This window comes from Pseudomonadales bacterium (assembly GCA_024234215.1).
GTDB lineage: Bacteria > Pseudomonadota > Gammaproteobacteria > Pseudomonadales > UBA5862 > JACKOQ01.
Genome location: JACKOQ010000001.1, coordinates 43,465 through 69,402 on the forward strand (window position 1 = coordinate 43,465; position 25,938 = coordinate 69,402).

The window sequence follows — 25,938 nt, forward strand, 5'->3', positions numbered from 1 at the left end:
GGATCAAGAATGGTTACCGCGAATTCAGAGGATTGACTGCATGAAAATGGTTACTGCGATCATCAAGCCCTTCAAACTGGACGATGTACGCGAAGCGCTTTCCGACATCGGCGTTCAGGGAATCACCGTCACCGAGGTCAAGGGTTTCGGCCGGCAAAAGGGCCATACCGAGCTCTACCGTGGCGCAGAATATGTCGTCGACTTTCTGCCCAAGGTCAAGATCGAGGTGGCCATCACCGACGAACTGCTCGATCAGGCGCTCGAGGTGATTGCCAAGGCCGCGAACACCGGCAAGATCGGCGACGGCAAGATCTTCGTCGTCAATCTGGAGCAGGCCCTGCGGATCCGCACCGGCGAAACCGGCAAGGATGCGCTCTGAGCGCTGACGACTGACAGAGGATTCAGGCAACCGTTCAGTTCACCGGGCTTGCAGGAGCCCGGTCAGGTTTGGCGAGTGGGAGACTTAAGGGGCGCACTGCGCCCCTCTTTTTTATGTGCGCTGCTTCACGAAGGTGAATGAAGCATCGTCATCGTGATCAGGCCGCTGACTATGCTTCGGGAAGGTTCTCCGCCCACCCCGTCCCAAGCAGATGTCACGCTTCATCATTGCCATCATCGCCCTGTTGTTCGCCATGCAGCTCCAGGCTGCCGATCGGGTCTACCGCTGGAGTGATGCCGCAGGCAGACCCCATTTTGGTTACCACCCCCCCGCTGACGCTCCGTCAGAGCGCATGCAGCTCACCTCCGCCCGATTTGCCGCACCACCGGGCGAGGCCCGGACACCGCAGCAGGAGATCGTCCGACTGCTGCGGGCCATGGAGGCCGACCACGCCGCTGACGCCGCCCGCCTGGCGCGGCAACGGCAGGAGGCTGCGGTGCGTGCAGGGCGCTGCCAGCAGGCCGAGCAGCAGCTCGCGCTCTACCGGCTCGGGATGCCGGTTTTCAAAGAGGGTGAACAGGGTGAACGGCTGTTTCTGAATGAGAGCGAGCGCTCTGCCGCATTCAGCGCCTGGCGTGGCGCGGCGGAGCGCGATTGCGACAGCGCGAGCTGACTCAGCCTGTCTCGGCCAAAGCGCCGCCATGGCGCAGTTCCGCTGCGGTTTCGTGCTGTTGCAGCAGCCACATCCGCGCGTAGACCCCGCCCTGCGCCAACAACTGCGCGTGGCTGCCACGCTCGACGACCTCACCCTGTTCCAGCACCAGAATCTCATCGGCGTCGACCACGGTCGACAGGCGATGGGCAATGATCAGCGTGGTCCGGTTGCGGGCGATTTCGGCCAGCGCGCTCTGAATCGACCGCTCGGTGGGTGAATCGAGCGCCGAGGTCGCCTCGTCGAAAATCAGGATCGGCGGATTCTTCAAAATGGTCCGGGCGATCGCCACCCGCTGCTTTTCGCCGCCGGAGAGCTTCAGTCCGCGCTCGCCGACCAGGGTCTGCCAGCCATCGGGCAGCTGTTCGATGAAGTGATGGATCTGCGCCGAACGTGCTGCGGCGATCACCTCCTCCCGGCTGGCCGTCGGGCGGCCATAGGCGATGTTGTAGTAGATGGTGTCGTTGAACAGCACGGTGTCCTGCGGCACGATGCCGATGTGGGCGCGCAGGCTCTGCTGGGTCAGTTGCCGGATGTCGACGCCATCGATGCGCACCGCGCCACCACTGACGTCATAAAAGCGGAACAGCAGCCGCACCAGCGTCGACTTGCCCGCCCCCGAACTGCCGACCACCGCCAGCCGCTGGCCGGCCGGAATCGAAAAAGTGACCTTGCGCAGGATCGGCCGGCGCGGATCGTAGCCGAAGTCGACGGCGTCAAAGTCGACCCGCGCTGCCGTGGTGGCCAGTGGCCGGGCCTCCGCTGCATCGCCCACCTCGGCCTCTTCGCGCAGCAGCGCAAACATCTTCTCCATGTCGGTCAATGCCTGACGAATCTCCCGGTAGGCCATGCCGAGCGCATTCAGTGGCGTGTAGAGCTGAATCAGAAACGCATTGACCGCAACCAGATCGCCGAGGGTCATGCTGCCCTGGACCACGCCATCGGCGGCCAGCCAGACCAGCAGGGTGACCCCGACGGCAATGATCGCCGACTGACCGCTGTTGAGCACCCCCATCGATTTTTCATTCTTGATCGCCGCCTGCTCCCACCGCTGCATCGCCGCGTCGTAGCGCTGCGCTTCAAAGGTTTCGTTGCCGAAATATTTGACCGTCTCATAGTTGAGCAGCGAGTCGATCGAGGCGACATTGGCCCGGGAGTCGAGCTCGTTCATCGTGCGCCGTATCTGGGTGCGCCAGTTGGTGACGACGATGGTGAAGACCACATAGATGACGACGGTGACCAGCGTCGTCGACACGAACCGCCAGTCGTAGAGGGTCATGAAGATCGCAGTGGTCAGGGCGATCTCCAGCAGGGTGGGGATGATGCTGAACAGCAGGAAGCTGAGCAGCGAGCCGATGCCGCGCGTCCCGCGCGCGATGTCACGCGAGACGCCGCCGGTCTGCCGATCGAGATGAAAGCGCAGGCTCAGCTGGTGCAGGTGGTTGAACATCTCCAGCGCCACCTGGCGGATGGCGCCCTGCTCCACCTTGGCGAAGATGGCGTTGCGCACCTGCACGAAGGCGGTCGAGGCCAGCCGCACGGCACCGTAGGCCAGGATCAGTCCAAGTGGCACCATCACCGCGATGCCCGGCTTCGCCGTCATGCCATCGACGATCTGCTTGAGCAGCAGCGGAATCGACACGGTGGCCACCTTGGCCAGCACCAGACAGAGCAGCGCCAGAATCACCCGCTGCCGGTAGCGCCACAGGTAGGGGAAGAGCGTGCGCAGGGTGGCCCAGTCCGAGCGTGACGACTGACTCTCCAACTCGGGCGCTTCATCGATTGGAGGGCGCATGCCGCGCATCGGCCTGTCTCCTCAACCCTTGAGCTGGTTGGCGTAGGTGGCCATGTCGAAGTAGTCGCGCCACACCTTGATCTTGCCAGCCTCGATCTCGAACACGCCGACGCAGGGGAGTGCCACATCACCCTGGCTGGTCTGCGCGCGGTCGACCCGCTCGGCCATCACCAGATTGCCGCTGGAAATCAGGTTCAGGACCTCCCATTCGGTGCTCTTCCAGCTGCTGGAAAAACCGGCGATCAGCTTCTCGACATTCTCCCGGCCGCACACCGGCTGGGTCGGCATGTTGTGATAGCAGCCATCCTCGGTGAAGTAGCTGGCCAGCTCCTTGGCATCGAGACGGCTCCAGGCAGTGATGAATTGGCGAATCAAGGTCTCATTGGCGTTCATTGGCGCTCTCCTTGGAGGATGATGGGTGATCGAATTCGGGTTGAAGCTGCGTCAGCAGCCGGGCCAGCAGCGCTGCCCAGTGCGCCTGGCCGGCGGCATCGGCCAGCAGATCCTGGCGAATCTCGATCTCGACATGGACGATGCCGCGCTGTTCGCCATGGACCGGGATGCCATAGTCGCTGCCGTCGCTGATGAAGTAGGGCTGGTTGTCACCGACCGTCAGCCCCGGCTCCTGCCGCAGCAGCTCGATCAGCCGCCGGCCCAGGCGCGGGTCGCGGTGGTAGAGCAGGCCGATCTGCCACGGTCGCTGCACGCCGAGGTAGCAGGGGGTGAAGCTGTGCAGCGCCACCAGGATGGTGCTGCGCCGCTGTCGCTGGCGCAGATCGAGTTCGGCGCGGATGCGGTCATGGTAGGGGATGAAGATCTCGTTCTGGCGCGCGGCGATCTCGGCCGGCGACAGAGCGACATTGCCCGGGATCGGCGTCTCTTCGCTCAGCGTGACGATCGACTGCGGACTGTCGAGCGGCCGGTTGCAGTCGATCACCAGCCGCGAGTAGTTCTGCAGGATCAGCCAGGCATCGAGCTGCGCAGAGAGCAGCTTGGCCAGGCCGGCCACGCCGATGTCCCAGCCGATGTGGCGTTGCCGATCACTGTCGCACAGGCCGAGGCTGCCGAGCACACGCGGCAGCCGGTGGCTGGCGTGGTCAGCGGTCAGAAAGAAGGGTGAGGCGCCCGCCGGGCAGCAGACCTGATACGCGGCGGGTTCATCGTCGGCGAGCAGTCGCTGGCGGCTGTGATCGGGGGCGGTTTGCATCGGGCCTTGCAATCATCACGTGGCTGCCGCGCCGACAGTGGCGCGGCGCGGCAGGGAGCTGGATCAGGCAGTGAGCTTGACTCCGGTCAGTTCGGAGAGCAGCAGCTTGACCTGCGGATAGTCCATCTTGCCATTCTCGCGACGCGGAATCTCGCCGACGATCCAGACCTTCTTCGGCTTTTTGTAGTTCGACAGCTTCTGTTCGCAATGCTCGATCAGCCGCTGCTCGCTCAACTGCTGGCCCGGCTTGAACGAGACCATCGCATTGATCGCCTGCCCCCAGCGCTCGTCGGGTACGCCCAGCACGCAGCAATCCTCCACCTCGGGCAGATCCTTCAGCACCTTCTCGACCTCTTCGGGGTAGACCTTTTCGCCGCCGGTGTTGATGCAGTGGGTACCGCGGCCGAGCAGGATCAGCGTGCCATCCTCGCGCAGCTTGCAGAAGTCGCCGAAGATCGAATAGCGCACGCCGCGAATGACACGGAAGGTCTTGGCGGTCTTCTCCGGATCGCCCCAGTAGCCGCGCGGGATGGCGCCGCTGACGGCGAGCTGGCCGATGGTGTCGCTGCCCGGCACCACCTCGTTGTCCTGCTCGTCGAACACCTTCATGTGCGGTGCCAACTGGAAGTTCATGCTGCGCACCGCCTCGCCGCTGTCCGAGGCCAGCGTCGGTTCGGCACGGCTCAGCCCCTCGGAGGCGCCGAGCGAATCCATGATCACCAGTTGCGGGTTGAACTTGAGCAGGCCGCGCTTGTGAATCGCCGAGAAGATGACGCCGGACGAAACGATGCTGCGCAGCGCGCTGGTGTCGTAGCGCTTGGCCTCCAGCTCGGCCGCCAGCGGTGCGGCAAAGGTGTCGCCGACGATGGAGAGCGAGGTGGCCCGTTCGCGCTCGATGATCTCCCAGATCTCCTTCGGGCTGAAGTTCTTGCTCTCGGCGAACAGCAGTGCGCCGCCCTTGGTCAGGGTCATGATCGCCGAGAGATAGCCGGTGCCATGCATCAATGGACAGGCGATCATGCTGCGGGCCTGCTTGCCGGCGGCGATGCTCTTGCGGGCCGCGGTGGCCAGCTCATCGAGCGAGCCGGCACTCTCGCGCAGGGCGGTCGCCGTGATTCGCTTCAGCAGAAAATCCTGCACCCACTGCTGCCCCAGCAGCCAGCGGTTGAGGCCGCTCTGCAGAAAGCGGTGAACGATGGTGGTGCGCTCGCCGCTGGCCGGAGCGAAAAACTCTCGTGGTGCATCTTTCATCTTTGGCAGCAGCGCGGCGAAGCCGGCCGTATTGAGCAGATGGCCATACTCCCAGAACTGCCGGTCCCACATCACCCCCTTGGGGTAACCGGTGGTGCCGCCGGTGTAGAGCAGCCACTGGATGTCGTCATTGTCGGGGCCGCGCCAGTCGAAATGGAGCGGCTGGCCGAGCTGCTCGGCCAGCGCTGCCTCGTAGCCGAGCTGGTTGGCCGAGGTTTCGGCACCCTCGCCGATCACCACCACCAGCTTCAGCGTGTCGATCTCGTGGCGAATCTCGTCCAGCACCGGCAGGAAGTCGGCATGGATGAACAGCGTGTGCGAGCCCGAGTCGCGCAGCAGATAGCGCAGCTCATCACCCTTGTACTTGTAGTTGACGTTGCAGGGAATCGCCGCGATCTTGCCGGCCGCCAGATAGCACTCCATGTGCTCCGGCGAGTTGCGTTCCATGACCGACACCCGGTCACCGCGCTGAATGCCGTGCGCCAGCAGCAGATTGGCCAGCGCATCGGTGCGCCGATCGACCTCGGCATAGCTGAACCGGCGCCTGCCCTGCACCATGCACTCGGCGTTGGGCACCGCCTTGGCCACTGCCGAAAACTTGCAATAGAGGTTGAGGTGGTGGTTGTCCATGATGCGGCTCCTGCTGAGTTCGCTGTTGTTATTGTCGTGATCGCTCCATCTCGCCGGCGCTCGGTGCGCCAGCCCGCCGAAGCTAGCCGATGGCTGCCATCAAGTAAAGTGGCCGTCGTGGTCTTCGACTGGCATCGGCGCCCGCCATCTGCTAAAAGGCGGCTGCAACCCCTCCATTCATTCATTCTCATCGGTACGGAAGGTCACCATGCGCCGCCTGCTCGCCACCGCTCATGCGCTGCTGCTCCTTGTACTCACGCTGCCGGCCGCTGCCGAGCAGCGCTTCAACCTCTGTCTCGACTCCCTGCGACAGCAGGCCAGCAGCCAGGGCATCCACGGCGCCACCCTCGATCTGGCCTTTGCCGACATCAGCCAGCGTCCCGAGGTGTTGCAGAAGGACCGCGGTGGGCAATCGGAGTTCATCTACACCTTCTGGCACTATCTGGGGCGCAGCGTGTCGCCGGAACGGGTCGAGACCGGTCGCAACCAGATCGCCACCCACCGCGAGCTGCTGGAGCAGATCAGCCGCCAGTACGGCGTGCCCTACCACTATCTGGTGGCGCTGTGGGGACTCGAAACCAACTTCGGCCGCTATCTCGGCGACATTCCGACCCTCGATGCGCTGGCCACGCTGGCCTGCGACCAGCGCCGCAGCAGCATGTTCGGCCGCCAGTTCGTCGAAGCGCTGCGGCTGGTCGACCAGGGCAAGATCGCCCGGGAGTCGATGCGCGGCTCCTGGGCCGGCGCGATGGGGCAGGTGCAGTTCATGCCCGGCACCTATGCGCTCTATGCGGTCGATTACGACGGCAATGGCCGCACCGACCTGTGGAATGACCTGCCCGATGTCTTTGCCTCCGCCGCCAACTACCTGAACCGCATCGGCTGGAAGGAGCAGGACCGCTGGGGTCGCGAAGTGCGGGTGCCGCGCGATCTGCCTTGGAATCTGACCGGCATCAAGGGCTGGCGCCCAATGAGCGAATGGCGACGGCTCGGCGTGCGCCAGGTCGATGGTTCACCGCTGCCCGAGGATGGGCGTCAGGCTGCGCTGCTGACGCCCGAAGGCTACGAGGGGCCCTGTTTTCTGGTCTATGACAACTTCAAGGTGGTGATGCGCTGGAATGCCTCCAGCTACTACGCGCTGGCGGTCGGCCACCTCGCCGACCGGCTGGCCGGCGGGCCGGAACTGCACGCCAGGCCACCGGTGCAGACCTTCTATCGCCGTGCCGAAGCGGTCGAGATCCAGCAGCGGTTGACCATTCTGGGGTATGAGCTGGGCCAGCAGGATGGCCTGCTGGGCGGTCGCACCCAGACGGCCATCAAGCAGTTCCAGAGCCTGCATGGGCTGCCGGTCGATGGCTACCCCAGCCAGCCGCTGCTCGAACAGCTGCGCCGATTGACTCCATCGCTGGCGGTTCCCGTCAATGCGGCCATCCACAGCCACGGAGGCAAGGTCGCCACGACAGTCGGGGAGTAGTGGCGCTGCGGGACCGCATCCGACTGCCGAGCGGTCACTCGCTCTCCTGCTGCGCCTTGGCCGCACCGTAGAGCTGCTCGACCGGCACCGCCGGATCGCGCATCACCTCGGCGCCCTGGGCACTCAATCGCAGATAGAAGCAGCCCTGCCGCCCGGTGTGGCAGGCCACCCCATGTTGCTCGACCAGTGCCAGCAGGGCGTCACCGTCGCAGTCGACCCGCAGCTCGCGCAGCCACTGGAACTGCCCGGAGCTCTCGCCCTTGCGCCACAGCCGCTGCCGCGAGCGTGACCAGTAGCAGAGCCGACCGCTGGCCAGACTCTCCTCGAGGCTGGCGCGGTTCATCCAGGCCAGCATCAGCACCTCGCCGCTGTCATGCTGCTGGGTGATGCAGGGAATCAGCCCGGCCTGGTCGAAGTTGAGCGCCGCCAGAAAATCACCGACCGCCACCTGGCTGGCGCGTGGCGCAACTTCGAGCTGCTTGAACAGGCTGGAGCGGGACATGACGGAACTCCTTCTGGGGCAATCGCGCTAGAATAACAGCCCCATTCCCTCCGATGGCAGCCACTCCATGCTCGATCTGCTGATTCTCAATGGCCGCATGGTCAACGAAGGGGTGATCGGCGAAACCGATCTGGCGATCCGTGACGGCCGCATCGAGGCCGTGGGCGGCGACCTGCAGCACCGGCCGGCGCGCACCACCCTCGATGCCAGCGGCCTGCTGCTGCTGCCCGGTCTGATTGATGATCAGGTGCACTTTCGTGAGCCCGGCCTGACCCACAAGGGCGACATGGCCAGCGAGTCGCGCGCCGCCGTGGCCGGCGGCATCACCAGCTTCATGGAGATGCCCAACTGCCAACCACCCACCACCAGCCACCAGGCGCTGCTGGAGAAGCATCGGCTGGCAGCCAGCAAGTCGGTGGCCAACTACGCCTTCTATTTCGGCGCCAGCAACCAGAATCTGGCGGAGATCCTCGCGCTCGACACCCGGCTCGCCTGCGGCATCAAGGTGTTCATGGGCGCCTCGACCGGCGACATGCTGGTCGATGATCCCAAAACACTGGAGCAGATCTTCGCCAACAGCCCGCTGCTGATCGCCACCCACTGCGAAGACACCCCGACCATCCTCGCCAACGAAGCGCGGTTCCGGCAGCAGCATGGCGAGCAGATTCCGATCGAATGCCATCCGCTGATCCGCTCCGAAGAAGCCTGCTACCGCTCCAGCTCGCTGGCGGTCGAGCTGGCGAAGCGGCACGGCACCCGGCTGCATGTGCTGCACCTGACCACGGCGCGCGAGCTGGCGCTGTTCAGCGCAGGTCCGCTCGCCGACAAGCGGATCACCGCCGAAGTCTGCGTGCACCACCTCTTCTTCAACGATGGCGACTATCGAAACAAGGGCACGCTGATCAAGTGCAACCCCGCCATCAAACAGGAGAGCGACCGGTTGGCGCTGCTGCAGGCGGTGCGCGACGACCGCATCGACATCATCGCCACCGACCACGCACCGCATCTGCTCGATGAAAAGGCCCGTCCCTACGCCCAGGCCCCTTCCGGGTTGCCGCTGGTGCAGGATGCCCTGCTGGTGCTGCTCGAACTGGTGCAGCAGGGTCAGTTGACGCTGGAGCAGGTGGTCGCCAAAAGCAGCCACCGGGTCGCCGAGCTGTTTGCGATTCGCGACCGTGGCTATCTGCGCGAGGGCTACCATGCCGACCTGGTGCTGGTCGATCCGCTGACGCCGACCGAGGTGACCCGGACCAAGGTGCTGTCGAAGTGCGGCTGGTCACCCTTCGAGGGTCACCGCTTCACCCATTCGATTCACACCACGCTGGTGAATGGCCAGATTCTCTATCGGCGCGGTCAGCCGGTTGCCGACATCACCGCGCTGCCATTGCAGTTCCGGCGCGACTGAGCCGGCTTGCCGCCGGGCCGGCACCGCTCAGAAGCGGTAGGAGCGCTGTTCGCGAATCAGCACCGGCTGGTAGCCGAACAGCGCATTCAGGTGGTGCAGAAAAGCATGCTGCCCGCTGTCGTTCCAGAGCTGGCTGATCTGCCCCTGCAACTGCCGGTACTGTTCGAGCTGCTGCGCCAGCTCGGTGGTGTCGGGGCTGCCGCGCTCGCTGCGCATCTGCGTGATCAGCTCCAGCCACATCTGACTGGCACCCATGATGTAGTAGGGCCAGGCGTTGCCGATCACCGCCGGCCAGGCCGGATCGCTGGCATCGGCCAGGGCCGGCCGGCTGTTGCGGGTCGGGTCATCGAGTTGAATCGCCCGCAACTGCCCGCCCTCCTGCAGCCGTTGCAGCTGCGGATTCGTGTTCCACTCCTGGTTGATCTGCCCGGCCACCTGCGGCGTCGCGTAGAAGATCAGGCAGAAGCGGTGGCCAGCGCCATCGGGCGCGGCGCGACGGTGCACACGCCACAGCGGCAACTGGTCGCGGTGGGCGGCGATCAACGGCCGCACCACCCGATCGGCGACGAACAGATCGAGCCCCCAATCCGGTTCACTGTCGCTCGACCAGTTGAACTGGCTGCAGGCATACCACCAGCCGCGTGCGCGCTCTGGCGCGGGTGCGGCAGGGGAGGGCGGGGGTGTCGGCGAGGGGAGGGCGGTGGCAGGCGCGCCGGTGGGTGGCACCACAGTGGCGCAACCGCCCAGCGTCAGCAGCAGCCACACCATGCCGGCCAGCGGCCAGTGTGAAGATCGATTCAATCCGGTCGGGCGTGGCACACAACGGCTCCAGGACAAGTGATCAGGCGATTGTAGCCGACAACGCTGCGTCGACGGGTTGGCTATGCTTGAATGGCATCCAGTGCCGCTTCTTCTCATCCTGCGAGGTCTCCCGATGGTCGGCCGCATTCTGCTCCTGATGGTTCTGCTGCCGCTGGCCGTGTGGAGCACGGCGGAAGAGCGGCTGGAGATCATCCCGCTCAGACACCGCACCGCCGAGCAACTGCTGCCGCAACTGACCCCCTTCGTCGAACCGACCGGCGTCATCAATGGCCGCGGCGACACCCTCTACCTGCGCGCCTCCAGCGGCAACCGCGCCGAGATCATGCGGCTGATCGAGAACCTCGACCGGCCGGCGCGCCAACTGCTGATCAGCGTGCGTCATGGCGACAGCGCACAGCGGCACGGGCAGGGCGGTGAACTGTCGGGCAGCGTGGGCGGCAGCGGCGTGCGCATCATCCGCTCGGGTTCGACGCTGCCGAAGAGCGGCACTGTGGAGATCAACCGCGGCAACAGCCAGATCGAAGCCAGCGGCTTTCAGGCATCGACCCGCAGCGAGGAGGAGATCGACCAGCGCGTGCAGGTGATGGAGGGGGGGCGCGCCTTCATCCAGATCGGCCAGTCGATCCCGCTGCCGATGCGGCAGGTGATCCTGCGACCGGACGGCGCGGTGGTCAGCGAAACCACCCAGTGGCATGACATCGGCACCGGCTTCTACGCCGCACCGCAACTGGTGGGCGACCGGGTCACCCTCGACATCTCGCCACTCCACCAACGGGCCGGCGACCAACCCGGCGCCACCGAAACCCGGGAGATCTCCACCACCGTCTCGGGCCGGCTGGGCGAGTGGATCAACCTCGGCGGCAGTGACCAGCGATCGAGCGAAGGGCGCGATGGCAGCGGCTACCGTGCCACCGAAGGTGGCAGCGACAGCTTCGGCATCTGGCTGAAGGTCGACGAACTACGCTGAAGCAGGCCCATACCAGGCGCGGCTGCGGTTCACCAGTCGCACCACCAGCAACATCACCGGCACCTCGACCAGCACCCCCACCACGGTGGCGAGCGCGGCGCCCGATTCGAAACCGAACAGACTGATGGCGGTGGCGACCGCCAGTTCAAAGAAGTTGGAAGCGCCGATCAGCGCTGAAGGGCCGGCCACGCAGTGCTGCTCCCCCAGCCAGCGGTTGAGGCCATAGGCCAGCCCTGCATTGAACAGCACCTGCAGCAGAATCGGCACCGCCAGCAGCAGGATGATCAACGGCTGGCCGAGAATCGCCGCCCCCTGAAAGCCGAACAGCAACAGCAGCGTCAGCAGCAGCGCCACGATCGACCAGGGCGCGACGGTGACCGCGGCCCGCTCCAGCGATGCCGCGCCCCGCGCCAGCAGCCGGCGACGCCAGAGCTGTGCCAGCCCCAGCGGAATGAAGACATAGAGCAGCAGGCAGAGCAGCAACGTGTCCCAGGGCACGGTGATGGCCGAAACGCCGAGCAGCAGTGCGACGATCGGCGCGAAGGCGAACAGCATGATGCTGTCGTTGAGCGCCACCTGCGACAGCGTGAACAGCGGATCGCCTTCGACCAATCGACTCCAGACGAAGACCATCGCGGTGCAGGGGGCCGCCGCCAGCAGAATCAGGCCGGCAATGTAGCCGTCGATCTGCGCCGTCGGCAGCCAGGGGGCGAACAGGTGGCGGATGAACAGCCAGCCCAGCAGCGCCATCGACAGCGGCTTGACCAGCCAGTTCACCGTCAGGGTGACACCGATGCCGCGCAGATGGCGCCGCAGTTGGCGCAGCGCGCCGAAATCGACCTTCAGCAGCATCGGAATGATCATCACCCAGATCAGCAATCCGACCAGCAGATTGACCTCGGCCAGCTTGATCTGCCCAATCAGGCAGAACAGCCCGGGGAACAGCTCGCCGGCACCAATGCCGAGCAGAATGCAGAGCGCCACCCACAGCGTCAGATAGCGCTCGAACAGCGTCAACCCGGCCGGCTCACCGCGCTGCATCAGTGTGCTCCGACATCCGGCAGCGCCAGGGCACCGATGCGCTCCAGTTCTGCCCTCAGCGCCGCCGGATGATCGGCCAGCCACCGCTCGATCGGCAGCGTCAGCAGCGCATCGATGCGCGCGCAGAGCGCCTGCCACACCTGCTCAAAGGCGGCATCGACGACGGCCTCGCTGCCAGTGACCCGGGCCGGATCGGGCAGCCCCCAGTGGGCGCGGACTGCCGGTCCCAGATAGGCCGGACAGCTCTCGCCGGCCGCCGAATCGCACAGCGTGATGATGATCTGCGGCCGACTCGGCAGGTGCGCCCACGACTTGCTCTGCAACCCCTCGACCGCAATGCCGGCCCGCGTCAGTTGCCGCAATGCCCATGGGTGGACAAAACCGGTCGGCTGACTGCCGGCGCTGCGGGCATGCAGCCGCCCGCCGGCGCGGGCATTGCAGCAGGCCTCGGCCATGATCGACCGGCAGGAGTTGCCGGTGCAGAGAAACAGCAGTTCGATCGGAGGGTGCATGGGTGGTCCGAATGGAATCGGACCGCCAGAGTAACCGAACCCGGTGACACTTTCATGGCAAACCAGGGCCTGCCCGCTTGAACTCCGGCCGGCTTTGGTCACGCTGCAAACCAGCCGGCATGGGGTTTCGGCATCTTGAGCTTTGATTCATGACCACCACCGAACACTCAATCGAACACGACCTGATTGCCACGCTCGGCGACCTCAGGACTTTACAGATACCTGCGCGGGGGTCTATAGATTGTCCGCGATACGACATCCAGATGCTGACCGAGGTAATTCAACCGGCGGCGTGTCGCTGGCAAGCCACGGGCCCCCTACTGGCTTCGCTTGCCACCGTGTGGGCCCGATTCAAGGCGGGGCTGGCGTGGCGGGGATATCTGCTGGCGTTTTGCCGTGTCCAAGAAAAGTGAGTCACGCAAAGATGAGAAAAACAGGGTCACATGTGACCCCGGCCATGCCTGCCCTGTTCGCCGGTTCGGTCGGCGCTATTCGACGGTGACCGATTTGGCCAGGTTGCGTGGCTGATCGACATCGGTGCCCTTGAGCACGGCCACATGGTAGGCCAGCAGTTGCAGCGGGATGGTGTAGATGATCGGCGCCAGCAGGTCGCTCACCTCCGGCACGGCGACCACGTGGCAGTTCTCTTCGTCGAAGGCGCGCGCCGCGCGGTCGGCAAAGACGTAGAGTTCGCCTCCGCGCGCCTTCACCTCCTGCAGGTTGGACTTCAGCTTCTCCAGCAGCTCGTTGTTGGGCGCCACGGTGATGACCGGCATCTCGCTGTCGACCAGCGCCAGCGGGCCATGCTTGAGTTCGCCGGCCGGATAGGCCTCGGCGTGGATGTAGGAGATCTCCTTGAGCTTGAGCGCCCCCTCCATCGCCACCGGATATTGATGGCCACGGCCAAGGAAGAGGGCATGGCGCTTGTCGGCGAAGTGCTCGGCGGTCGCCTTGATCTCGTCATCCAGGTTGAGCGCGGCCTCGACCAGCATCGGCAGCCGCCACAGCTCCTGCACCACCTCGCGCTCCTGCGCCCGCTCCAGGCCGTTGTGCTTGGCCAGCACCAGTGTCAGCAGCATCAGCCCGACCAGCTGGGTGGTGAAGGCCTTGGTCGAGGCGACGCCGATCTCGGGTCCGGCCTGGGTCATGAACACCAGGTCGGCCTCGCGGACCAGTGAACTGGCCGGCACGTTGCAGATCGCCAGCGTGGCCAGGTAGTCGAGCTGCCGCGCCATGCGCAGGGCCGCCAGGGTGTCGGCGGTCTCGCCCGACTGGGAGATGGCCACCAGCAGGGCACCAGGACGCACCGCCTGCTTGCGGTAGCGGTACTCGCTGGCCACCTCGACCTGACAGGGGAGGCCGGCCAATGCCTCGATCCAGTACTTGGCCACCAGTCCGGCATGGAAACTGGTGCCGCAGGCGACGATCTGCACCGCCCGCACCTGGGGAAAGAGCTGCTCGGCCATGACGCCGAACAGCTGGGTCAGCACCTGCTCTTCGGTGATCCTGCCGTCGAAGGTGGCCTTGATCACCGCCGGCTGTTCGTAGATCTCCTTCAGCATGAAGTGGCGGAAGTGGCCCTTCTCGGCCGCCGCGCTCGGCTGTTCCAGTTGCACGACCGGGCGTTCGACCGGGGTGCCGGCCTCATCGAGAATGGTCAGGTGGTGGGCGCCGATGGTCACCAGATCGCCCTCTTCGAGGTAGATGAAGCGGTCGGTCACCTGGCGCAGCGCCAGCGGATCGGAGGCGATGAAGTTTTCACCGATGCCGACACCGACCACCAGCGGACTGCCCTTGCGCGCCCCCACCAGCAGATGGGGCTGGTCGCAGTGGATCACACCGAGTGCAAAGGCTCCCTCCAGCCGCGCCACCGCGCTGCGCACCGCCTGTTGCAGATCGGGCTGCTGCTGGTAGGCCTGATGGATCAGGTGCACCACCACTTCGGTGTCGGTTTCGGAATCGAAGCGGTAACCCTCGGCGATCAGTTCGCGGCGCAGCGTCTGGTGGTTCTCGATGATGCCGTTGTGCACCAGCGCCAGCCGCTCGCCCGACATGTGCGGATGGGCATTCGACTCATTGGGCTGGCCATGGGTCGCCCAGCGGGTGTGGGCGATGCCGACCACGCCGGCCAGCGGCATCGCCGCCAGCGCCTCGGCCAGGTTCTGCACCTTGCCCTGACGCCGATGGCGGCCAACCGCTTCGCAGGCTGGATCGATCACCGCGATGCCGGCGGAGTCATAGCCGCGGTATTCGAGGCGACGCAGCCCCTCCATCAGGATCTCCGACACCGGCCGTTCGGCCACGGCTCCAACGATTCCACACATGGTTCTGTTCCACTAAGGGGTTGAGTGACTGCTTCAGCGACGCGATTTCCAGCCGTCGACGTTGCGCTGCTGACCACGGGCGATGCCGAGCGCCTCGGCAGGCACCTCCTTGGTGATGGTCGATCCCGCCGCCACCGTGGCATCGCGGCCGATCGTCACCGGCGCCACCAGCGCAGTGTTGGAGCCAACGAAGACGCCCGACTCGATGGTGGTTCGATGCTTCGATTTGCCATCATAGTTGCAGGTGATGGTGCCGGCACCGATGTTGACGCCGGCACCGATGGTGGCATCGCCGATGTAGCTCAGATGGTTCATCTTGCTGCCCTGTTCGACCACGGCATTCTTGGTCTCTACGAAGTTGCCGACCCGCACCTTCGCCGCCAGCCGGGTGCCGGGGCGAATGCGGGCAAAGGGGCCAATGGTGCATTCAGGGCCGATCACGGCACCATCGATCAGGCTGTTGGCCTCGACCACCACGCCTGCCGCCAGCACGCTGTTGCGAATCAGGCAGTTGGGGCCGATGGTGCAACCGTCGCCGAGGGTCACGTCTCCTTCGAGCACCACATTGACATCGAGGGTGACATCCTCTCCCGCCTGGCAGCGACCACGCAGGTCGAAACGGGCCGGATCGATGATCGACACCCCGGCAGCCATCAAGGCATTGGCCTGCTGGCGCTGGTAGCTGCGCTCCAGTTCAGCCAGCTGCTGCCGGGTGTTGACGCCGGTCACCTCATCGAAACTGGCCGGATACAGTGTGGCAATCGGCTTGCCCTCGGCCACCGCCATCGCCACCAGATCGGTCAGGTAGTACTCGCCCTGGGCATTGCCGGTACTCAGTTGCGGCAGCCAGCGGGCGAGCAGGGCAGTGGGCAGGGCCATGATGCCGGTGTTCACCTCGTCGATGGCGCGCTGGGCCGGTGTGGCGTCCTTCTCTTCGACGATGGCGACCACCTCACCCGCCGGATTGCGCAGGATGCGCCCATAGCCGGTCGGATTCGGCAGCCTGACCGTCAGCAGCGCCACTGCGTCAGCGGTGAGCTGTTGGAGCAGGGCGGTCAAGGTGGCCGGCGTGATCAGCGGCACATCACCATAGAGAATCAGCGTCTGTGCGTCGGGATCGAGCAGCGGCAGCGCCTGCATCACCGCATGGCCCGTGCCCAGTTGCTGCGCCTGCTCGACCCAGTCGACACGCGCATTGGCCAGACTCGCCCGCACCTGGTCAGCGCCATGGCCGACCACCAGATGAATTTTAGGTTGTGGCAACGCCTCGGCAGCGGCCAGTACATGGGCCAGCAGCGGGCGACCCGCCAGTGGATGCAGCACCTTGGGCTTGGCCGAGCGCATCCGTGTTCCCTGGCCCGCAGCCAGGATGACGACATTCAATGTCATGCAGGAGCCTCTGAAACGAAAAAGGGTGGCCGTGGCCACCCTTTCAAGTTTACGAGATAAATCGAATCTTGCTGAGGCTTCAGCCAGATTCAACCACCCGGTGTTTTCTTCATCCGCCGCAAGGTGCGCAGCTGCGCCACCGCCTGGGTCAGCTCAGCCAGGGCGTAGTCGAACTCGACGTGACGTCCACCCAGCGCCTCTTCGGCCTGTCTGCGCGCCTCTTCGGCCGCAGCTTCATCCAGATCGGCCGCGCGCACGGCGCTGTCGGCCAGAATGGTCACCATGCCAGGCTGCACTTCGATGAAACCACCCGAGACATAGATGAACTGCTCTTCGCCGGCGGGTGTCAGCAGTCGCACCGGACCCGGCTTGAGCGTCGACAGCAGCGGGGCATGGCCATAGTTGACACCCAGCTCGCCCAGCGCGGCGGTTGCCACCACCGACTCCACCAGTCCGGAAAAGATCCGCTCTTCAGCGCTGACGACTTCGCACTGGATTGTCATTGCCATGGCTTGTTTCTCTCGCGCAAAAGGTTATCCGCGGTCATCCGATGCAGCTCAGAGCTTCTTCGCCTTCTCGATCGCCTCCTCGATGCTGCCAACCATGTAGAAGGCCTGCTCGGGAAGGTGGTCATATTCGCCGGAAAGAATGCCCTTGAAGCCACGAATGGTCTCCTTCAGCGGGACATACTTGCCGGGTGAACCGGTGAAGACCTCGGCGACGAAGAAGGGTTGCGACAGGAAACGCTCGATCTTTCTCGACCGGGAGACGGTCAGCTTGTCGGTCTCGGAGAGCTCATCCATCCCCAGAATGGCGATGATGTCCTTCAACTCCTTGTAGCGTTGCAGGGTGTTTTGCACGCCACGCGCCACTTCGTAGTGCTCTTCGCCGACCACCAGCGGATCGAGCTGACGGCTGGTGGAGTCGAGCGGGTCGATCGCCGGGTAGATGCCGAGCTCGGCGATCTTCCGCGACAGCACCACGGTCGCATCGAGGTGGGCAAAGGTGGTGGCAGGCGACGGGTCGGTCAGGTCATCCGCTGGCACATAGACCGCCTGGATCGAGGTGATCGAGCCGACCTTGGTCGAAGTGATGCGCTCCTGCAGCACGCCCATCTCTTCGGCCAGCGTCGGCTGGTAGCCCACCGCCGAGGGCATCCGCCCCAGCAGCGCGGAGACCTCGGTGCCGGCCAGCGTGTAGCGGTAGATGTTGTCGACGAACAGCAGCACGTCGCGCCCCTCGTCACGGAAACTTTCGGCCATCGTCAGACCGGTGAAAGCCACGCGCAGACGGTTGCCGGGCGGCTCGTTCATCTGGCCATAGACCAGCGCCACCTTGTCGAGTACGTTCGACTCCTTCATCTCGTGGTAGAAGTCGTTGCCCTCGCGGGTGCGCTCGCCGACACCGGTGAAGACCGAGTAGCCGCTGTGTTCGATGGCGATGTTGCGGATCAGCTCCATCATGTTGACGGTCTTGCCGACGCCGGCGCCGCCGAACAGACCGACCTTGCCGCCCTTGGCGAATGGGCAGATCAGGTCGATCACCTTGATGCCGGTTTCGAGCAGCTCGTTGGTCGCCGCCTGATCGGCAAAACCGGGAGCGGTACGGTGAATCGGCATCCGCGCCTTTTCGCCGATTTCGCCGGCCTCGTCGATCGGCCGACCCAGCACATCCATGATGCGCCCCAGGGTCTCCTTGCCGACCGGCACCAGCACCGGCTGGCCGGTGTCGGTCACATCCAGTCCGCGCCGCAGCCCTTCGGTGCTGCCCATGGCGATGGTGCGCACGACGCCATCACCCAGCTGCTGCTGCACTTCGAGCGTGGTGTCGGTGCCATCGATGGTGAGTGCATCGTAGACCTTGGGGATCTGGTCACGGGGAAACTCGACGTCGATCACCGCGCCAATGATCTGGATGATTTTTCCGCTGCTCATGTGCTTGTTTCCTCAATCAAATCTGAATAATTCATCCGCCTCATACGGCGGCTGCGCCACCGACGATTTCGGCCAGCTCCTGGGTGATGCCGGCCTGACGCACCTTGTTGTAGGCCAGCTGCAGCTCGTTGATGAGCTCGGCGGCATTCTCGCTGGCGCTCTTCATTGCCACCATGCGCGCGGCCTGCTCGCAGGCGAAATTCTCGACCACCGCCTGATAGACCTGCGACTCGATGAACCGGGTCAGCAGCCCATCGAGCAGCTCCTTGGCATCGGGTTCATAGATGTAGTCCCAGCGGTGCTTGTACTGCTGCGCATCCTCGGCCTGCAGCGGCAGGAGCTGGTTCAGCGTCGGCTTCTGGGTCATGGTGTTGATGAAGGTGTTGCCGGCCAGCACGACCCGGTCGACCTTCCCCGCGGTGTAGGCATCGAGCATCACCCGGATCGGACCCACCAGATCAGCGATCACCGGGGTGTCGCCAAGCCGGCTGACACTGGCCAGCAGGTTGCCGCCGTAGCTGTTGAAGTAGGCCTGACCCTTGTTGCCGATGACGCAAAGGTCGATGCCCACCCCTTGACGGCTCCACTGCGCCATCTCCTGGGTCAGTGCCTTGAACAGGTTGATGTTGAGCCCACCGCACAGACCACGGTCGCTGGTGACGACGATGTAGCCGACCCGCTTCACCTCCCGCTCTTCGAGGTAGGTGTGACGGTATTCGGCCGACGAATTGGCCAGATGGCCAATCACCGCACGAATGTGGGTCGCATAGGGCTTGCCGGCCGCCATTCGATCGGTGGCCTTGCGCATCTTGCTCACCGCCACCATCTGCTGCGCATTGGTGATCTTCTGCGTGCTCTTGACGCTGGAAATCTGCTTCCGAATCTCTTTGCCACTGGCCATCGCTGAGCTGTCTCTGGAGGGTGACGCCCTGGCTGGTTACCAGGATTGGGTCTTCTTGAAGGTCTCGATCGCGCTGCGAATGCTGGCGGCGATCTGGTCGTTGTAGTCACCCTTTTCGTTGATCTGGCTCAGCAGCGCACTCTGCTCGGCACGCAGGTAGGAGAGCAGGGCGGCCTCGAAGTTCACCACCTGATCGACCGGAATGTCCTTCAGGAACCCTTCGTTGACCGCATAGAGCACGATCCCCATCTCGGCCACGCTCATCGGCGAGTACTGCTTCTGCTTCATCAGCTCGGTGACGCGCTTGCCATGCTCCAGCTGTTCACGGGTGGCATCGTCGAGATCCGACGCAAACTGCGAGAAGGCCGCCAGTTCGCGATACTGCGCCAGAGACAGACGAATGTTGCCGCCCAGCTTCTTGATGATCTTGGTCTGGGCCGCGCTGCCCACCCGCGACACCGACAGGCCGGCATTCATCGCCGGACGGATGCCGGCGTTGAAGAGGTCGGACTCGAGATAGATCTGACCATCGGTGATCGAGATCACGTTGGTCGGAACGAACGCCGAGACGTCACCGCCCTGGGTTTCGATGATCGGCAGTGCGGTCAGTGAACCGGTCTGGCCTTTGATCTCGCCCTGGGTGAACTGCTCGACATATTCGGCATTGACCCGTGCCGCCCGCTCGAGCAGGCGCGAGTGCAGATAGAAGACGTCACCCGGATAGGCTTCACGGCCCGGCGGACGGCGCAGCAGCAGGGAGATCTGCCGATAGGCCCACGCCTGCTTGGTCAGGTCGTCATAGATGATCAGGGCATCCTGGCCGCGGTCGCGGAAGTATTCGCCCATGGTGCAACCAGAGTAAGGGGCGATGTACTGGGTCGAGGCCGGGTCGGCCGCACCGGCGGCCACGATGATGGTGTGATCCATCGCGCCATGCTCTTCGAGTTTGCGCACGGCATTGGCGATGGTCGACTGCTTCTGGCCGATCGCTACGTAGATGCAGATGACGCCGGTACCCTTCTGGTTGATGATGGCATCGAGCGCAATCGCCGTCTTGCCGACCTGGCGGTCGCCGATGATCAGTTCGCGCTGGCCACGTCCGATCGGCACCATGGCATCGATCACCTTGAGACCAGTCTGCACCGGTTGGTCGACCGATTTGCGGCTGATCACCCCGGGCGCGACCTTTTCGATCGCATCGGTCATCTTGTGGTTGAGTGGACCCTTGCCGTCGATCGGGTTGCCGAGCGGATCGACGACGCGGCCGATCAGCTCCGGACCCACCGGCACTTCGAGAATGCGGCCGGTGCAGCGGGCGGTCTGACCTTCGGTCAGCCCCTTGTACTCACCCAGCACCACGGCACCCACCGAATCGCGCTCCAGGTTGAGGGCCATGCCATAGAGCCCCCCGGGGAATTCGATCATCTCCCCGTACATCACGTCAGCCAGACCATGGATGCGCACGACCCCATCGGAGACCGACACGATGGTGCCTTCGTTGCGGGCCTCGGCGCCAATGTCGAACTTGGCGATCCGCTGCCTGATAATCTCGCTGATTTCGGCTGGGTTCAGCTGCTGCATGCTCTTTTCCTCAAATCAGGTGTTCATCGCTTCGGCAAGTCGACTGAGCTTGCCTTTTACCGAGCCATCAATGACCAGATCACCAGCGCGTATCGTCACTCCGCCGATCAGCGCCGAATCCAGATGGGCTTGAATATGAATGGATTTGTTGAAGCGCCGGTACAGCGCCTCGGTGATTTTCTGAAGCTGCGCCTGGCTCAGCGGATGGGCGCTGGTGACGGTGACATCGACCGACTTCTCTTGCTCTGCCCGCAGAATCTCGAACAGCACAGCGATCTGCGGCAGCAATGGCAGGCGTTTCTGCTCAGCCAGCAGACCCAGAAAGTTCTTGACCGACTGACTGATGGTGACCTGCTCGCTGGCCAGATCGACCAGCATGGCCACCTGGTTGCCAGCGGTGAGCCGTGGCGACCCAAGAAGCTGCCCGACCTTCGGATCGCTGCTGGCCACCGCCAGAAAGGCGAGCACCTGCGACCAGTCGGCCAGACTTGTTTCAGCCAGCGCACTCTCGAAAGCGGCTCTGGCGTAGGGACGGGCAAGGGTGGTGAGCTCAGCCATTGGGTGACTCCGGTTACAGCTCGCCAGCCAGACGGTCGATCAACTCTGCATCGACTTCGTCGTTGACCGCCTTTTGCAGAATCCGCTCGGCACCGGCCACCGCCAGTTTCGCCACCTGGGTGCGCAATGCCTCCTTGGCCTGCATCAGCTCCTGCTCGATCTCGGCACGGGCTCCCTCCTTGATTCGGTCAACTTCGCGGCGTGCCTGCTCCTTGGCCTCTTCGATGATCGAAATACCCCGTCGGTTGGCCTGCTCGATGATCGCGGCTGCCTGATCCTTGCCTTCGCGAAGCTGCTCAACCACCCGCTGCTTGGCCAGCTCCAGGTCATGCTCGGCGCGGGAAGCGGCATCGAGCCCCTCGGCAATCTTCTTCTGCCGTTCCGTCAGCGCAGCCATCATCGGCGGCCACACGTACTTCATGCAGAACCAGGTAAAGAGGGCGAAGGCAATCATTTGCCCAAGCAGGGTTGCATTGATATTCACACCGACACCTCAGCAGGCAGAGGGGAAAACTGATGACGCGAGATCAACCAGCCGCCAATTGACCAACGAAAGGATTGGCGAAGGTGAAGAACAGGGCGATACCCACACCGATCATGGTCACGGCGTCGAGCAGACCCGCAACGATGAACATCTTCACCTGCAGCATCGGCGCCATCTCTGGTTGGCGGGCCGCGCCCTCAAGGAACTTGCCACCCAGAATGCCGAACCCGATCGCGGTGCCCAGGGCACCCATACCGATCAGCAGTGCGACAGCGATAGCGGTAAAGCCAATTACAGTCTCCATGGTTTCTCCCGTTTGTGGTCAAAGAAAAGGTCAGTGGTGCTCGTGCGCCATGCTCAGATAGACAATGGTCAACATCATGAAGATGAATGCTTGCAGCACCACGATCAGGATGTGGAAGATTGCCCAGGGTACCGACAGCGGCCACTGTGCAAAAAGCGGCAGCAGCGCAATCAGGATGAAGATCAACTCACCGGCATAGAGGTTTCCGAAGAGTCGAAGACCAAGGCTGACCGGCTTGGCCAGCAGACCCACCCCTTCCAACAGCAGGTTGAAAGGCATCATCCACTTGCCAAAGGGCTGCAATGTCAGCTCACCGACAAACCCACCCAGCCCTTTGATTTTTATGCTGTAAAAAACAATCAGCAGAAATACGGAGATCGACATGCCCAAGGTGGCATTGAGGTCGGTGGTGGGCACCACCTTGAAGTAGTGCACACCCAGCAGGCCGGCGATCCTTGGCAGCAGGTCGACCGGCAGCAGGTCCATGCAGTTCATCATCAGAATCCAGCAGAAGATGGTCAACGCCAACGGCGCGATCAGCTTGCTCTGACCATGAAAGCTCTCCTTGACGCTGGTGTCGACAAACTCGACCGCCATTTCGACGATGTTCTGCGCCATGCCCGGCACGCCTGATGAAGCCTTTTTGGCCACCGATCGAAAGAACAGGATGAACAGCAGCCCCAGACCGATCGACCAACCCATGGTGTCGACATGGATCGCCCAGAAGCCGAAATCGGCGGCCTCCTGCGCGGAGTGGGCCAAGCCCCAATGGCCATCGGGGAAGCGACCGAAGGCCAGGTTCTGCAGGTGATGCTTGATGTATTCAGAGGATGTGAGAGCGCCTTCTGCCATGACTTACCTTATACATCTCGTTTAGGGGCAACCGCAGCCAGCCTTGCCGATGCAGCCCAGCCCACCGCCTGCACAACCACGAATGCGCCAAACAGCGCAGCCACGCTCAGCGGCCTGACCAGTACAAAAACCAGACAGAACATTGCCGCGGTCAAACCGAGCTTCGCCGCTTCACCCCAATAGAATGCGCGGACGATCCTTGCCGCAGACTGCGCGCCCTGATGCGCGAACACCCTGAAGGCAAAGTAGCCATTGGGAATCACCGCGGTGAATCCGCCAAGCAGGGCCGAATAGGCCCAGATCCAATCCACACCGGCGCCGATGAGGCCAGCCACCAGGGTGGCAACGCTCTGGGCAAGAACCACGCGCTGGAATGCCGGTTTGCCGATCGTGGATGTTCCATGCGAGCGCCTTTGTCGGCCTCGCAACTGGCCATGAATCATGATCGAACCACTCTGCGCGTCGTGCCCTGCTCAGGCGGCCGCGATTATAGAGGGATTGGCAGACCCATTCAAGGAAGAAATTGGCGATTCAAGCCATTGCAGCTGTTTCTTCGTGCTCGGCGGCGGCCAAGCAGAATGCATCACTGCAGATGCGCCAGGATGCCATCCAGCTCGTCCAGGGTATTGTAGCGGATGACCAGACTGCCTTTGCCACTCTGACGGTGCTGAATCGACACCGCAGCACCGAGGCGCTCGGAGAGGTTCTCTTCGAGCCGCTGGATGTCCGGCTGCACCTGGGCTGCTGGCAGCTTTTTGCCACGGTGGTTGCCGGCATTGTCGGTGAGGCTGCGCACCAGATCTTCGGTCTGGCGCACCGAGAGCCCCTTGGCGACGATCAGGCGCGCCGCTTCGCGCTGTCTGGCCGCATCGAGCGACAGCAGTGCCCGGGCGTGGCCCATCTCCAGGTCGCCATTTTCGAGCAGTCTCTTCACCTCATCAGCCAGCGCCAGCAGTCGCAGCAGATTGGTGACGGTCGCGCGCGATTTGCCCACCAGCGCGGCCAGCTCCTGGTGGGTGAGCTGAAAGTCGTTGCTGAGCCGATGCAGGGCCTGCGCCTCTTCAAGCGGATTGAGATCTTCGCGCTGGATGTTTTCGATCAGCGCCATCGCGACGGCGGCCTCATCGGGAATCTCCCGGACCAGCACCGGAACAGTGTCGAGACCGGCCAGCCGGGCCGCGCGCCAGCGCCGCTCGCCGGCGATGATCTCATGCTGGTCATGGGTCAGTGGACGGACGATGATCGGCTGCATGATGCCCTGGCTGCGGATCGACTGCGCCAGCTCTTCCAGTGCCTCAGGGTCCATCTCGCGCCGGGGCTGATAGCGTCCGCGCTGAAGCTGGTCGATCGGCAGTTCGCGCAGCTCGCCCTGTTGGCCGGTCGCCTCGCTGGCAATACTGGCGCTCTTGCCCAGTAGCGCATCCAGCCCACGGCCCAGCCCCTGCCTCTTCTTGCTCGTCATCGTCGATCAATCCCCGGTGTCGTCCAGTCGGCGCAGCAGCTCTCCGGCCAGGGCCAGATAGGCGGTCGCACCCTTGGAGTTCTTGTCGTACAGCAACACAGGCAGGCCATGGCTGGGCGCTTCGGCCAGCCGCACATTGCGTGGAATCACCGTTCTCAACAGCCTGTCGCCGAAATGTTCATGCAACTGGCGCGAGACCTCCTGGGTCAGGCTGTTGCGGGGGTCATACATCGTGCGCAGCAGTCCATCGATCTGCAGTGGCGGATTGAGCTTCTGCCGTATCCGGTCCAGCGTGTTGAGCAGCGAGCTGAGCCCCTCCAGCGCATAGTACTCGCACTGCATCGGAATGATGACCCCATCGGCCACTGCCAGCGCATTCACCGTCAGCATGCTGAGCGAGGGGGGGCAGTCGATCAGAATGAAGTCGTAGCGGTCCCTGACCGCGGTCAGGCTCTCGCGCAGCCGCTGCTCACGGTCGGGCTGCTGGATCAGCTCGACCTCGGCAGCGGTGACATCCTCGTTGGAGGGAATCAGGTCATAGCCCACCTGCAGGTTGCCCAGCACCACCCGGTCGAACGGCTGCTCACGCATCAGCAGGTCGTAGATCGAGCTGGCGAGCTGATTCTTCTCGACGCCGCTGCCCATGGTGCTGTTGCCCTGCGGATCGAGATCGACCAGCAGCACCCGCTTTCTGGTCGCGGCAAGCGAAGCCGCCAGATTGACGCTGGTGGTGGTCTTGCCCACCCCGCCTTTCTGGTTGGTGATTGCGATGATGCGCGTCATCTGCTGGCCTGATTGCCTCTGTTATTTATTCTCTTTTTTGCACGATCACCAGGTGGCGGGTTGCGCTCAATCCTGGCACCTTCAGGGATTCGACCGCGACCACCTGGTGGGTTGGCGGAATGTTTTCCAGCTCATGCTGCGGATAGGTTCCCTTCAAAAGCAGATAGCGGGCCGCCGACGCCGCCAGTTGGCTGCTCTGTTCAATCAGGGTCGCCACGTCACTAACGGCACGGCTCATCAGCAGATTGAACGCAACCGGCGATCGATGCTGCTCCATTCTGGCATGAACCACCTGCAACTGTTCCAGCTGCAGCTCGGTTTTGACCTGGGTCAGAAAACGGGTTTTCTTGCCGTTGCTGTCGAGCAGCGTGATCGACAGCTCGGGACGGCAGATCGCCAGCGGAATGCCGGGCAGACCGGCGCCGCTGCCCAGGTCGATGATCGGCTGCCGATCGATGAAGGGCAACAGGATCAGTGAATCGAGCAGATGGCGTGAGACCAGCTTCTCTTCATCACCGCGGCTGATCAGGTTGAAGCGCCGGTTCCACAGCCGCAGACGCTGTGCATACTGCAGCAGCAGGTCGACCACCGCCGGCAAGGGGGGCTCACCCTGAATCCGGGTCAGTCCCTCGCTCAGCAGTTGCCGTTCGTTCTGCGCCTCGGTCATCA

General features: G+C 63.9%; 28 protein-coding genes. 6 read left to right on the forward strand and 22 right to left on the reverse strand.

Annotated elements, in window-relative coordinates; genetic code table 11:
• Positions 1–40 precede the first annotated feature (40 nt).
• Together glnK and H7A13_00210 are read left to right on the forward strand one after the other, a co-directional pair.
• Positions 41–379 (forward strand): P-II family nitrogen regulator, encoded by a 339-nt coding sequence (glnK, locus tag H7A13_00205; protein MCP5331772.1) that lies wholly within the window; start codon positions 41–43, stop codon positions 377–379.
• 211 nt (positions 380–590) lie between these two features.
• A complete protein-coding gene (locus tag H7A13_00210) occupies positions 591–1,052 on the forward strand; it encodes a DUF4124 domain-containing protein (GenBank protein ID MCP5331773.1) in 462 nt (153 codons plus the stop codon).
• 1 nt (position 1,053) lies between these two features.
• Here the strand turns inward: H7A13_00210 and H7A13_00215 are convergent, their stop codons facing one another.
• The 4 genes from H7A13_00215 to H7A13_00230 all read right to left on the reverse strand — a co-directional run bounded on the left by H7A13_00215 (position 1,054) and on the right by H7A13_00230 (position 5,974).
• Positions 1,054–2,895 carry an ABC transporter ATP-binding protein/permease gene (locus H7A13_00215; protein ID MCP5331774.1) on the reverse strand — a complete coding sequence of 614 codons (1,842 nt, stop codon included), beginning with the start codon at positions 2,893–2,895 and terminating at the stop codon, positions 1,054–1,056.
• Between the two features lie 12 nt (positions 2,896–2,907).
• A complete protein-coding gene (locus tag H7A13_00220; GenBank protein MCP5331775.1) occupies positions 2,908–3,279 on the reverse strand; it encodes a nuclear transport factor 2 family protein in 372 nt (123 codons plus the stop codon).
• Entirely contained in the window at positions 3,266–4,093 is an 828-nt protein-coding gene (locus H7A13_00225) for an N-formylglutamate amidohydrolase (GenBank protein ID MCP5331776.1), read from the reverse strand. Before H7A13_00225 ends, H7A13_00220 begins: the two co-directional genes overlap by 14 nt.
• Before the next feature lie 63 nt (positions 4,094–4,156).
• A complete protein-coding gene (locus H7A13_00230; protein ID MCP5331777.1) occupies positions 4,157–5,974 on the reverse strand; it encodes an AMP-binding protein in 1,818 nt (605 codons plus the stop codon).
• 208 nt (positions 5,975–6,182) lie between these two features.
• Between H7A13_00230 and H7A13_00235 the strand changes: the two genes are divergently transcribed.
• Positions 6,183–7,448 carry a lytic murein transglycosylase gene (locus tag H7A13_00235; GenBank protein MCP5331778.1) on the forward strand — a complete coding sequence of 422 codons (1,266 nt, stop codon included), beginning with the start codon at positions 6,183–6,185 and terminating at the stop codon, positions 7,446–7,448.
• A 34-nt stretch (positions 7,449–7,482) separates the two neighbouring features.
• Here H7A13_00235 and hisI read toward each other — a convergent pair whose 3' ends face one another.
• A complete protein-coding gene (gene hisI, locus H7A13_00240; protein MCP5331779.1) occupies positions 7,483–7,935 on the reverse strand; it encodes a phosphoribosyl-AMP cyclohydrolase in 453 nt (150 codons plus the stop codon).
• 82 nt (positions 7,936–8,017) lie between these two features.
• Here hisI and H7A13_00245 point away from each other — a divergent pair, with 82 nt between their 5' ends.
• Positions 8,018–9,355 (forward strand): dihydroorotase, encoded by a 1,338-nt coding sequence (locus H7A13_00245; GenBank protein MCP5331780.1) that lies wholly within the window; start codon positions 8,018–8,020, stop codon positions 9,353–9,355.
• 27 nt (positions 9,356–9,382) lie between these two features.
• Here H7A13_00245 and H7A13_00250 read toward each other — a convergent pair whose 3' ends face one another.
• Complete coding sequence (locus H7A13_00250; protein MCP5331781.1) at positions 9,383–10,174, reverse strand: hypothetical protein; 792 nt, start codon at positions 10,172–10,174, stop codon at positions 9,383–9,385.
• A gap of 115 nt (positions 10,175–10,289) precedes the next feature.
• On the opposite strand from H7A13_00250, the gene H7A13_00255 reads away from it, so the two are divergent.
• Complete coding sequence (locus tag H7A13_00255; protein ID MCP5331782.1) at positions 10,290–11,144, forward strand: hypothetical protein; 855 nt, start codon at positions 10,290–10,292, stop codon at positions 11,142–11,144.
• Here the strand turns inward: H7A13_00255 and arsB are convergent.
• Together arsB and H7A13_00265 are read right to left on the reverse strand one after the other, a co-directional pair.
• Positions 11,136–12,185 carry an ACR3 family arsenite efflux transporter gene (gene arsB / locus H7A13_00260; protein MCP5331783.1) on the reverse strand — a complete coding sequence of 350 codons (1,050 nt, stop codon included), beginning with the start codon at positions 12,183–12,185 and terminating at the stop codon, positions 11,136–11,138. The two genes, H7A13_00255 and arsB, sit on opposite strands and share 9 nt — an antisense overlap.
• The gene (locus tag H7A13_00265; GenBank protein ID MCP5331784.1) at positions 12,185–12,697 is read right to left on the reverse strand and encodes an arsenate reductase ArsC; all 513 of its coding nucleotides are present in this window, start codon (positions 12,695–12,697) and stop codon (positions 12,185–12,187) included. The genes arsB and H7A13_00265 overlap by 1 nt, the downstream gene beginning before the upstream one ends.
• A 149-nt stretch (positions 12,698–12,846) precedes the next feature.
• On the opposite strand from H7A13_00265, the gene H7A13_00270 reads away from it, so the two are divergent.
• Positions 12,847–13,110, forward strand: coding sequence for a hypothetical protein (locus H7A13_00270; protein ID MCP5331785.1), 264 nt, complete (start codon positions 12,847–12,849; stop codon positions 13,108–13,110).
• Positions 13,111–13,185: 75 nt separating this feature from the next.
• Here the strand turns inward: H7A13_00270 and glmS are convergent, their stop codons facing one another.
• The 14 genes from glmS to rsmG form a co-directional block, all read right to left on the reverse strand.
• On the reverse strand, positions 13,186–15,021 hold the full coding sequence (gene glmS / locus H7A13_00275) for a glutamine--fructose-6-phosphate transaminase (isomerizing) (protein MCP5331786.1): 1,836 nt from the start codon (positions 15,019–15,021) through the stop codon (positions 13,186–13,188).
• Positions 15,022–15,054: 33 nt separating this feature from the next.
• A complete protein-coding gene (glmU, locus tag H7A13_00280) occupies positions 15,055–16,410 on the reverse strand; it encodes a bifunctional UDP-N-acetylglucosamine diphosphorylase/glucosamine-1-phosphate N-acetyltransferase GlmU (protein ID MCP5331787.1) in 1,356 nt (451 codons plus the stop codon).
• Between the two features lie 89 nt (positions 16,411–16,499).
• Positions 16,500–16,919, reverse strand: coding sequence for a F0F1 ATP synthase subunit epsilon (locus H7A13_00285; GenBank protein ID MCP5331788.1), 420 nt, complete (start codon positions 16,917–16,919; stop codon positions 16,500–16,502).
• Positions 16,920–16,967: 48 nt separating this feature from the next.
• Positions 16,968–18,344, reverse strand: coding sequence for a F0F1 ATP synthase subunit beta (gene atpD / locus H7A13_00290; GenBank protein MCP5331789.1), 1,377 nt, complete (start codon positions 18,342–18,344; stop codon positions 16,968–16,970).
• A 40-nt stretch (positions 18,345–18,384) separates the two neighbouring features.
• Positions 18,385–19,245, reverse strand: coding sequence for a F0F1 ATP synthase subunit gamma (gene atpG, locus H7A13_00295; protein MCP5331790.1), 861 nt, complete (start codon positions 19,243–19,245; stop codon positions 18,385–18,387).
• Positions 19,246–19,281: 36 nt separating this feature from the next.
• Positions 19,282–20,826, reverse strand: coding sequence for a F0F1 ATP synthase subunit alpha (locus H7A13_00300; GenBank protein MCP5331791.1), 1,545 nt, complete (start codon positions 20,824–20,826; stop codon positions 19,282–19,284).
• Positions 20,827–20,841: 15 nt separating this feature from the next.
• Complete coding sequence (locus H7A13_00305; protein MCP5331792.1) at positions 20,842–21,384, reverse strand: F0F1 ATP synthase subunit delta; 543 nt, start codon at positions 21,382–21,384, stop codon at positions 20,842–20,844.
• A 13-nt stretch (positions 21,385–21,397) separates the two neighbouring features.
• The gene (locus H7A13_00310) at positions 21,398–21,868 is read right to left on the reverse strand and encodes a F0F1 ATP synthase subunit B (protein ID MCP5331793.1); all 471 of its coding nucleotides are present in this window, start codon (positions 21,866–21,868) and stop codon (positions 21,398–21,400) included.
• Positions 21,869–21,911: 43 nt separating this feature from the next.
• Complete coding sequence (gene atpE / locus H7A13_00315) at positions 21,912–22,172, reverse strand: F0F1 ATP synthase subunit C (GenBank protein ID MCP5331794.1); 261 nt, start codon at positions 22,170–22,172, stop codon at positions 21,912–21,914.
• A gap of 30 nt (positions 22,173–22,202) precedes the next feature.
• A complete protein-coding gene (gene atpB / locus H7A13_00320; GenBank protein ID MCP5331795.1) occupies positions 22,203–23,024 on the reverse strand; it encodes a F0F1 ATP synthase subunit A in 822 nt (273 codons plus the stop codon).
• Between the two features lie 8 nt (positions 23,025–23,032).
• Entirely contained in the window at positions 23,033–23,467 is a 435-nt protein-coding gene (locus tag H7A13_00325; GenBank protein ID MCP5331796.1) for an ATP synthase subunit I, read from the reverse strand.
• A gap of 140 nt (positions 23,468–23,607) precedes the next feature.
• Complete coding sequence (locus tag H7A13_00330; protein ID MCP5331797.1) at positions 23,608–24,486, reverse strand: ParB/RepB/Spo0J family partition protein; 879 nt, start codon at positions 24,484–24,486, stop codon at positions 23,608–23,610.
• Between the two features lie 6 nt (positions 24,487–24,492).
• Entirely contained in the window at positions 24,493–25,269 is a 777-nt protein-coding gene (locus H7A13_00335; GenBank protein MCP5331798.1) for a ParA family protein, read from the reverse strand.
• A gap of 25 nt (positions 25,270–25,294) precedes the next feature.
• Complete coding sequence (gene rsmG, locus H7A13_00340; protein ID MCP5331799.1) at positions 25,295–25,936, reverse strand: 16S rRNA (guanine(527)-N(7))-methyltransferase RsmG; 642 nt, start codon at positions 25,934–25,936, stop codon at positions 25,295–25,297.
• Positions 25,937–25,938: the final 2 nt, after the last annotated feature.

Coding starts and splice junctions, on each gene's coding strand:
- glnK (MCP5331772.1), top strand. CDS start 41: ATGAAAATGGTTACTGCGATCATCAAGCCCTTCAAACTGGACGATGTA.
- H7A13_00210 (MCP5331773.1), top strand. CDS start 591: ATGTCACGCTTCATCATTGCCATCATCGCCCTGTTGTTCGCCATGCAG.
- H7A13_00215 (MCP5331774.1), bottom strand. CDS start 2,895: ATGCGCGGCATGCGCCCTCCAATCGATGAAGCGCCCGAGTTGGAGAGT.
- H7A13_00220 (MCP5331775.1), bottom strand. CDS start 3,279: ATGAACGCCAATGAGACCTTGATTCGCCAATTCATCACTGCCTGGAGC.
- H7A13_00225 (MCP5331776.1), bottom strand. CDS start 4,093: ATGCAAACCGCCCCCGATCACAGCCGCCAGCGACTGCTCGCCGACGAT.
- H7A13_00230 (MCP5331777.1), bottom strand. CDS start 5,974: ATGGACAACCACCACCTCAACCTCTATTGCAAGTTTTCGGCAGTGGCC.
- H7A13_00235 (MCP5331778.1), top strand. CDS start 6,183: ATGCGCCGCCTGCTCGCCACCGCTCATGCGCTGCTGCTCCTTGTACTC.
- H7A13_00245 (MCP5331780.1), top strand. CDS start 8,018: ATGCTCGATCTGCTGATTCTCAATGGCCGCATGGTCAACGAAGGGGTG.
- H7A13_00255 (MCP5331782.1), top strand. CDS start 10,290: ATGGTCGGCCGCATTCTGCTCCTGATGGTTCTGCTGCCGCTGGCCGTG.
- arsB (MCP5331783.1), bottom strand. CDS start 12,185: ATGCAGCGCGGTGAGCCGGCCGGGTTGACGCTGTTCGAGCGCTATCTG.
- H7A13_00265 (MCP5331784.1), bottom strand. CDS start 12,697: ATGCACCCTCCGATCGAACTGCTGTTTCTCTGCACCGGCAACTCCTGC.
- H7A13_00270 (MCP5331785.1), top strand. CDS start 12,847: ATGACCACCACCGAACACTCAATCGAACACGACCTGATTGCCACGCTC.
- glmS (MCP5331786.1), bottom strand. CDS start 15,021: ATGTGTGGAATCGTTGGAGCCGTGGCCGAACGGCCGGTGTCGGAGATC.
- glmU (MCP5331787.1), bottom strand. CDS start 16,410: ATGACATTGAATGTCGTCATCCTGGCTGCGGGCCAGGGAACACGGATG.
- H7A13_00285 (MCP5331788.1), bottom strand. CDS start 16,919: ATGGCAATGACAATCCAGTGCGAAGTCGTCAGCGCTGAAGAGCGGATC.
- atpD (MCP5331789.1), bottom strand. CDS start 18,344: ATGAGCAGCGGAAAAATCATCCAGATCATTGGCGCGGTGATCGACGTC.
- atpG (MCP5331790.1), bottom strand. CDS start 19,245: ATGGCCAGTGGCAAAGAGATTCGGAAGCAGATTTCCAGCGTCAAGAGC.
- H7A13_00300 (MCP5331791.1), bottom strand. CDS start 20,826: ATGCAGCAGCTGAACCCAGCCGAAATCAGCGAGATTATCAGGCAGCGG.
- H7A13_00305 (MCP5331792.1), bottom strand. CDS start 21,384: ATGGCTGAGCTCACCACCCTTGCCCGTCCCTACGCCAGAGCCGCTTTC.
- atpE (MCP5331794.1), bottom strand. CDS start 22,172: ATGGAGACTGTAATTGGCTTTACCGCTATCGCTGTCGCACTGCTGATC.
- atpB (MCP5331795.1), bottom strand. CDS start 23,024: ATGGCAGAAGGCGCTCTCACATCCTCTGAATACATCAAGCATCACCTG.
- H7A13_00325 (MCP5331796.1), bottom strand. CDS start 23,467: ATGATTCATGGCCAGTTGCGAGGCCGACAAAGGCGCTCGCATGGAACA.
- H7A13_00330 (MCP5331797.1), bottom strand. CDS start 24,486: ATGACGAGCAAGAAGAGGCAGGGGCTGGGCCGTGGGCTGGATGCGCTA.
- H7A13_00335 (MCP5331798.1), bottom strand. CDS start 25,269: ATGACGCGCATCATCGCAATCACCAACCAGAAAGGCGGGGTGGGCAAG.
- rsmG (MCP5331799.1), bottom strand. CDS start 25,936: ATGACCGAGGCGCAGAACGAACGGCAACTGCTGAGCGAGGGACTGACC.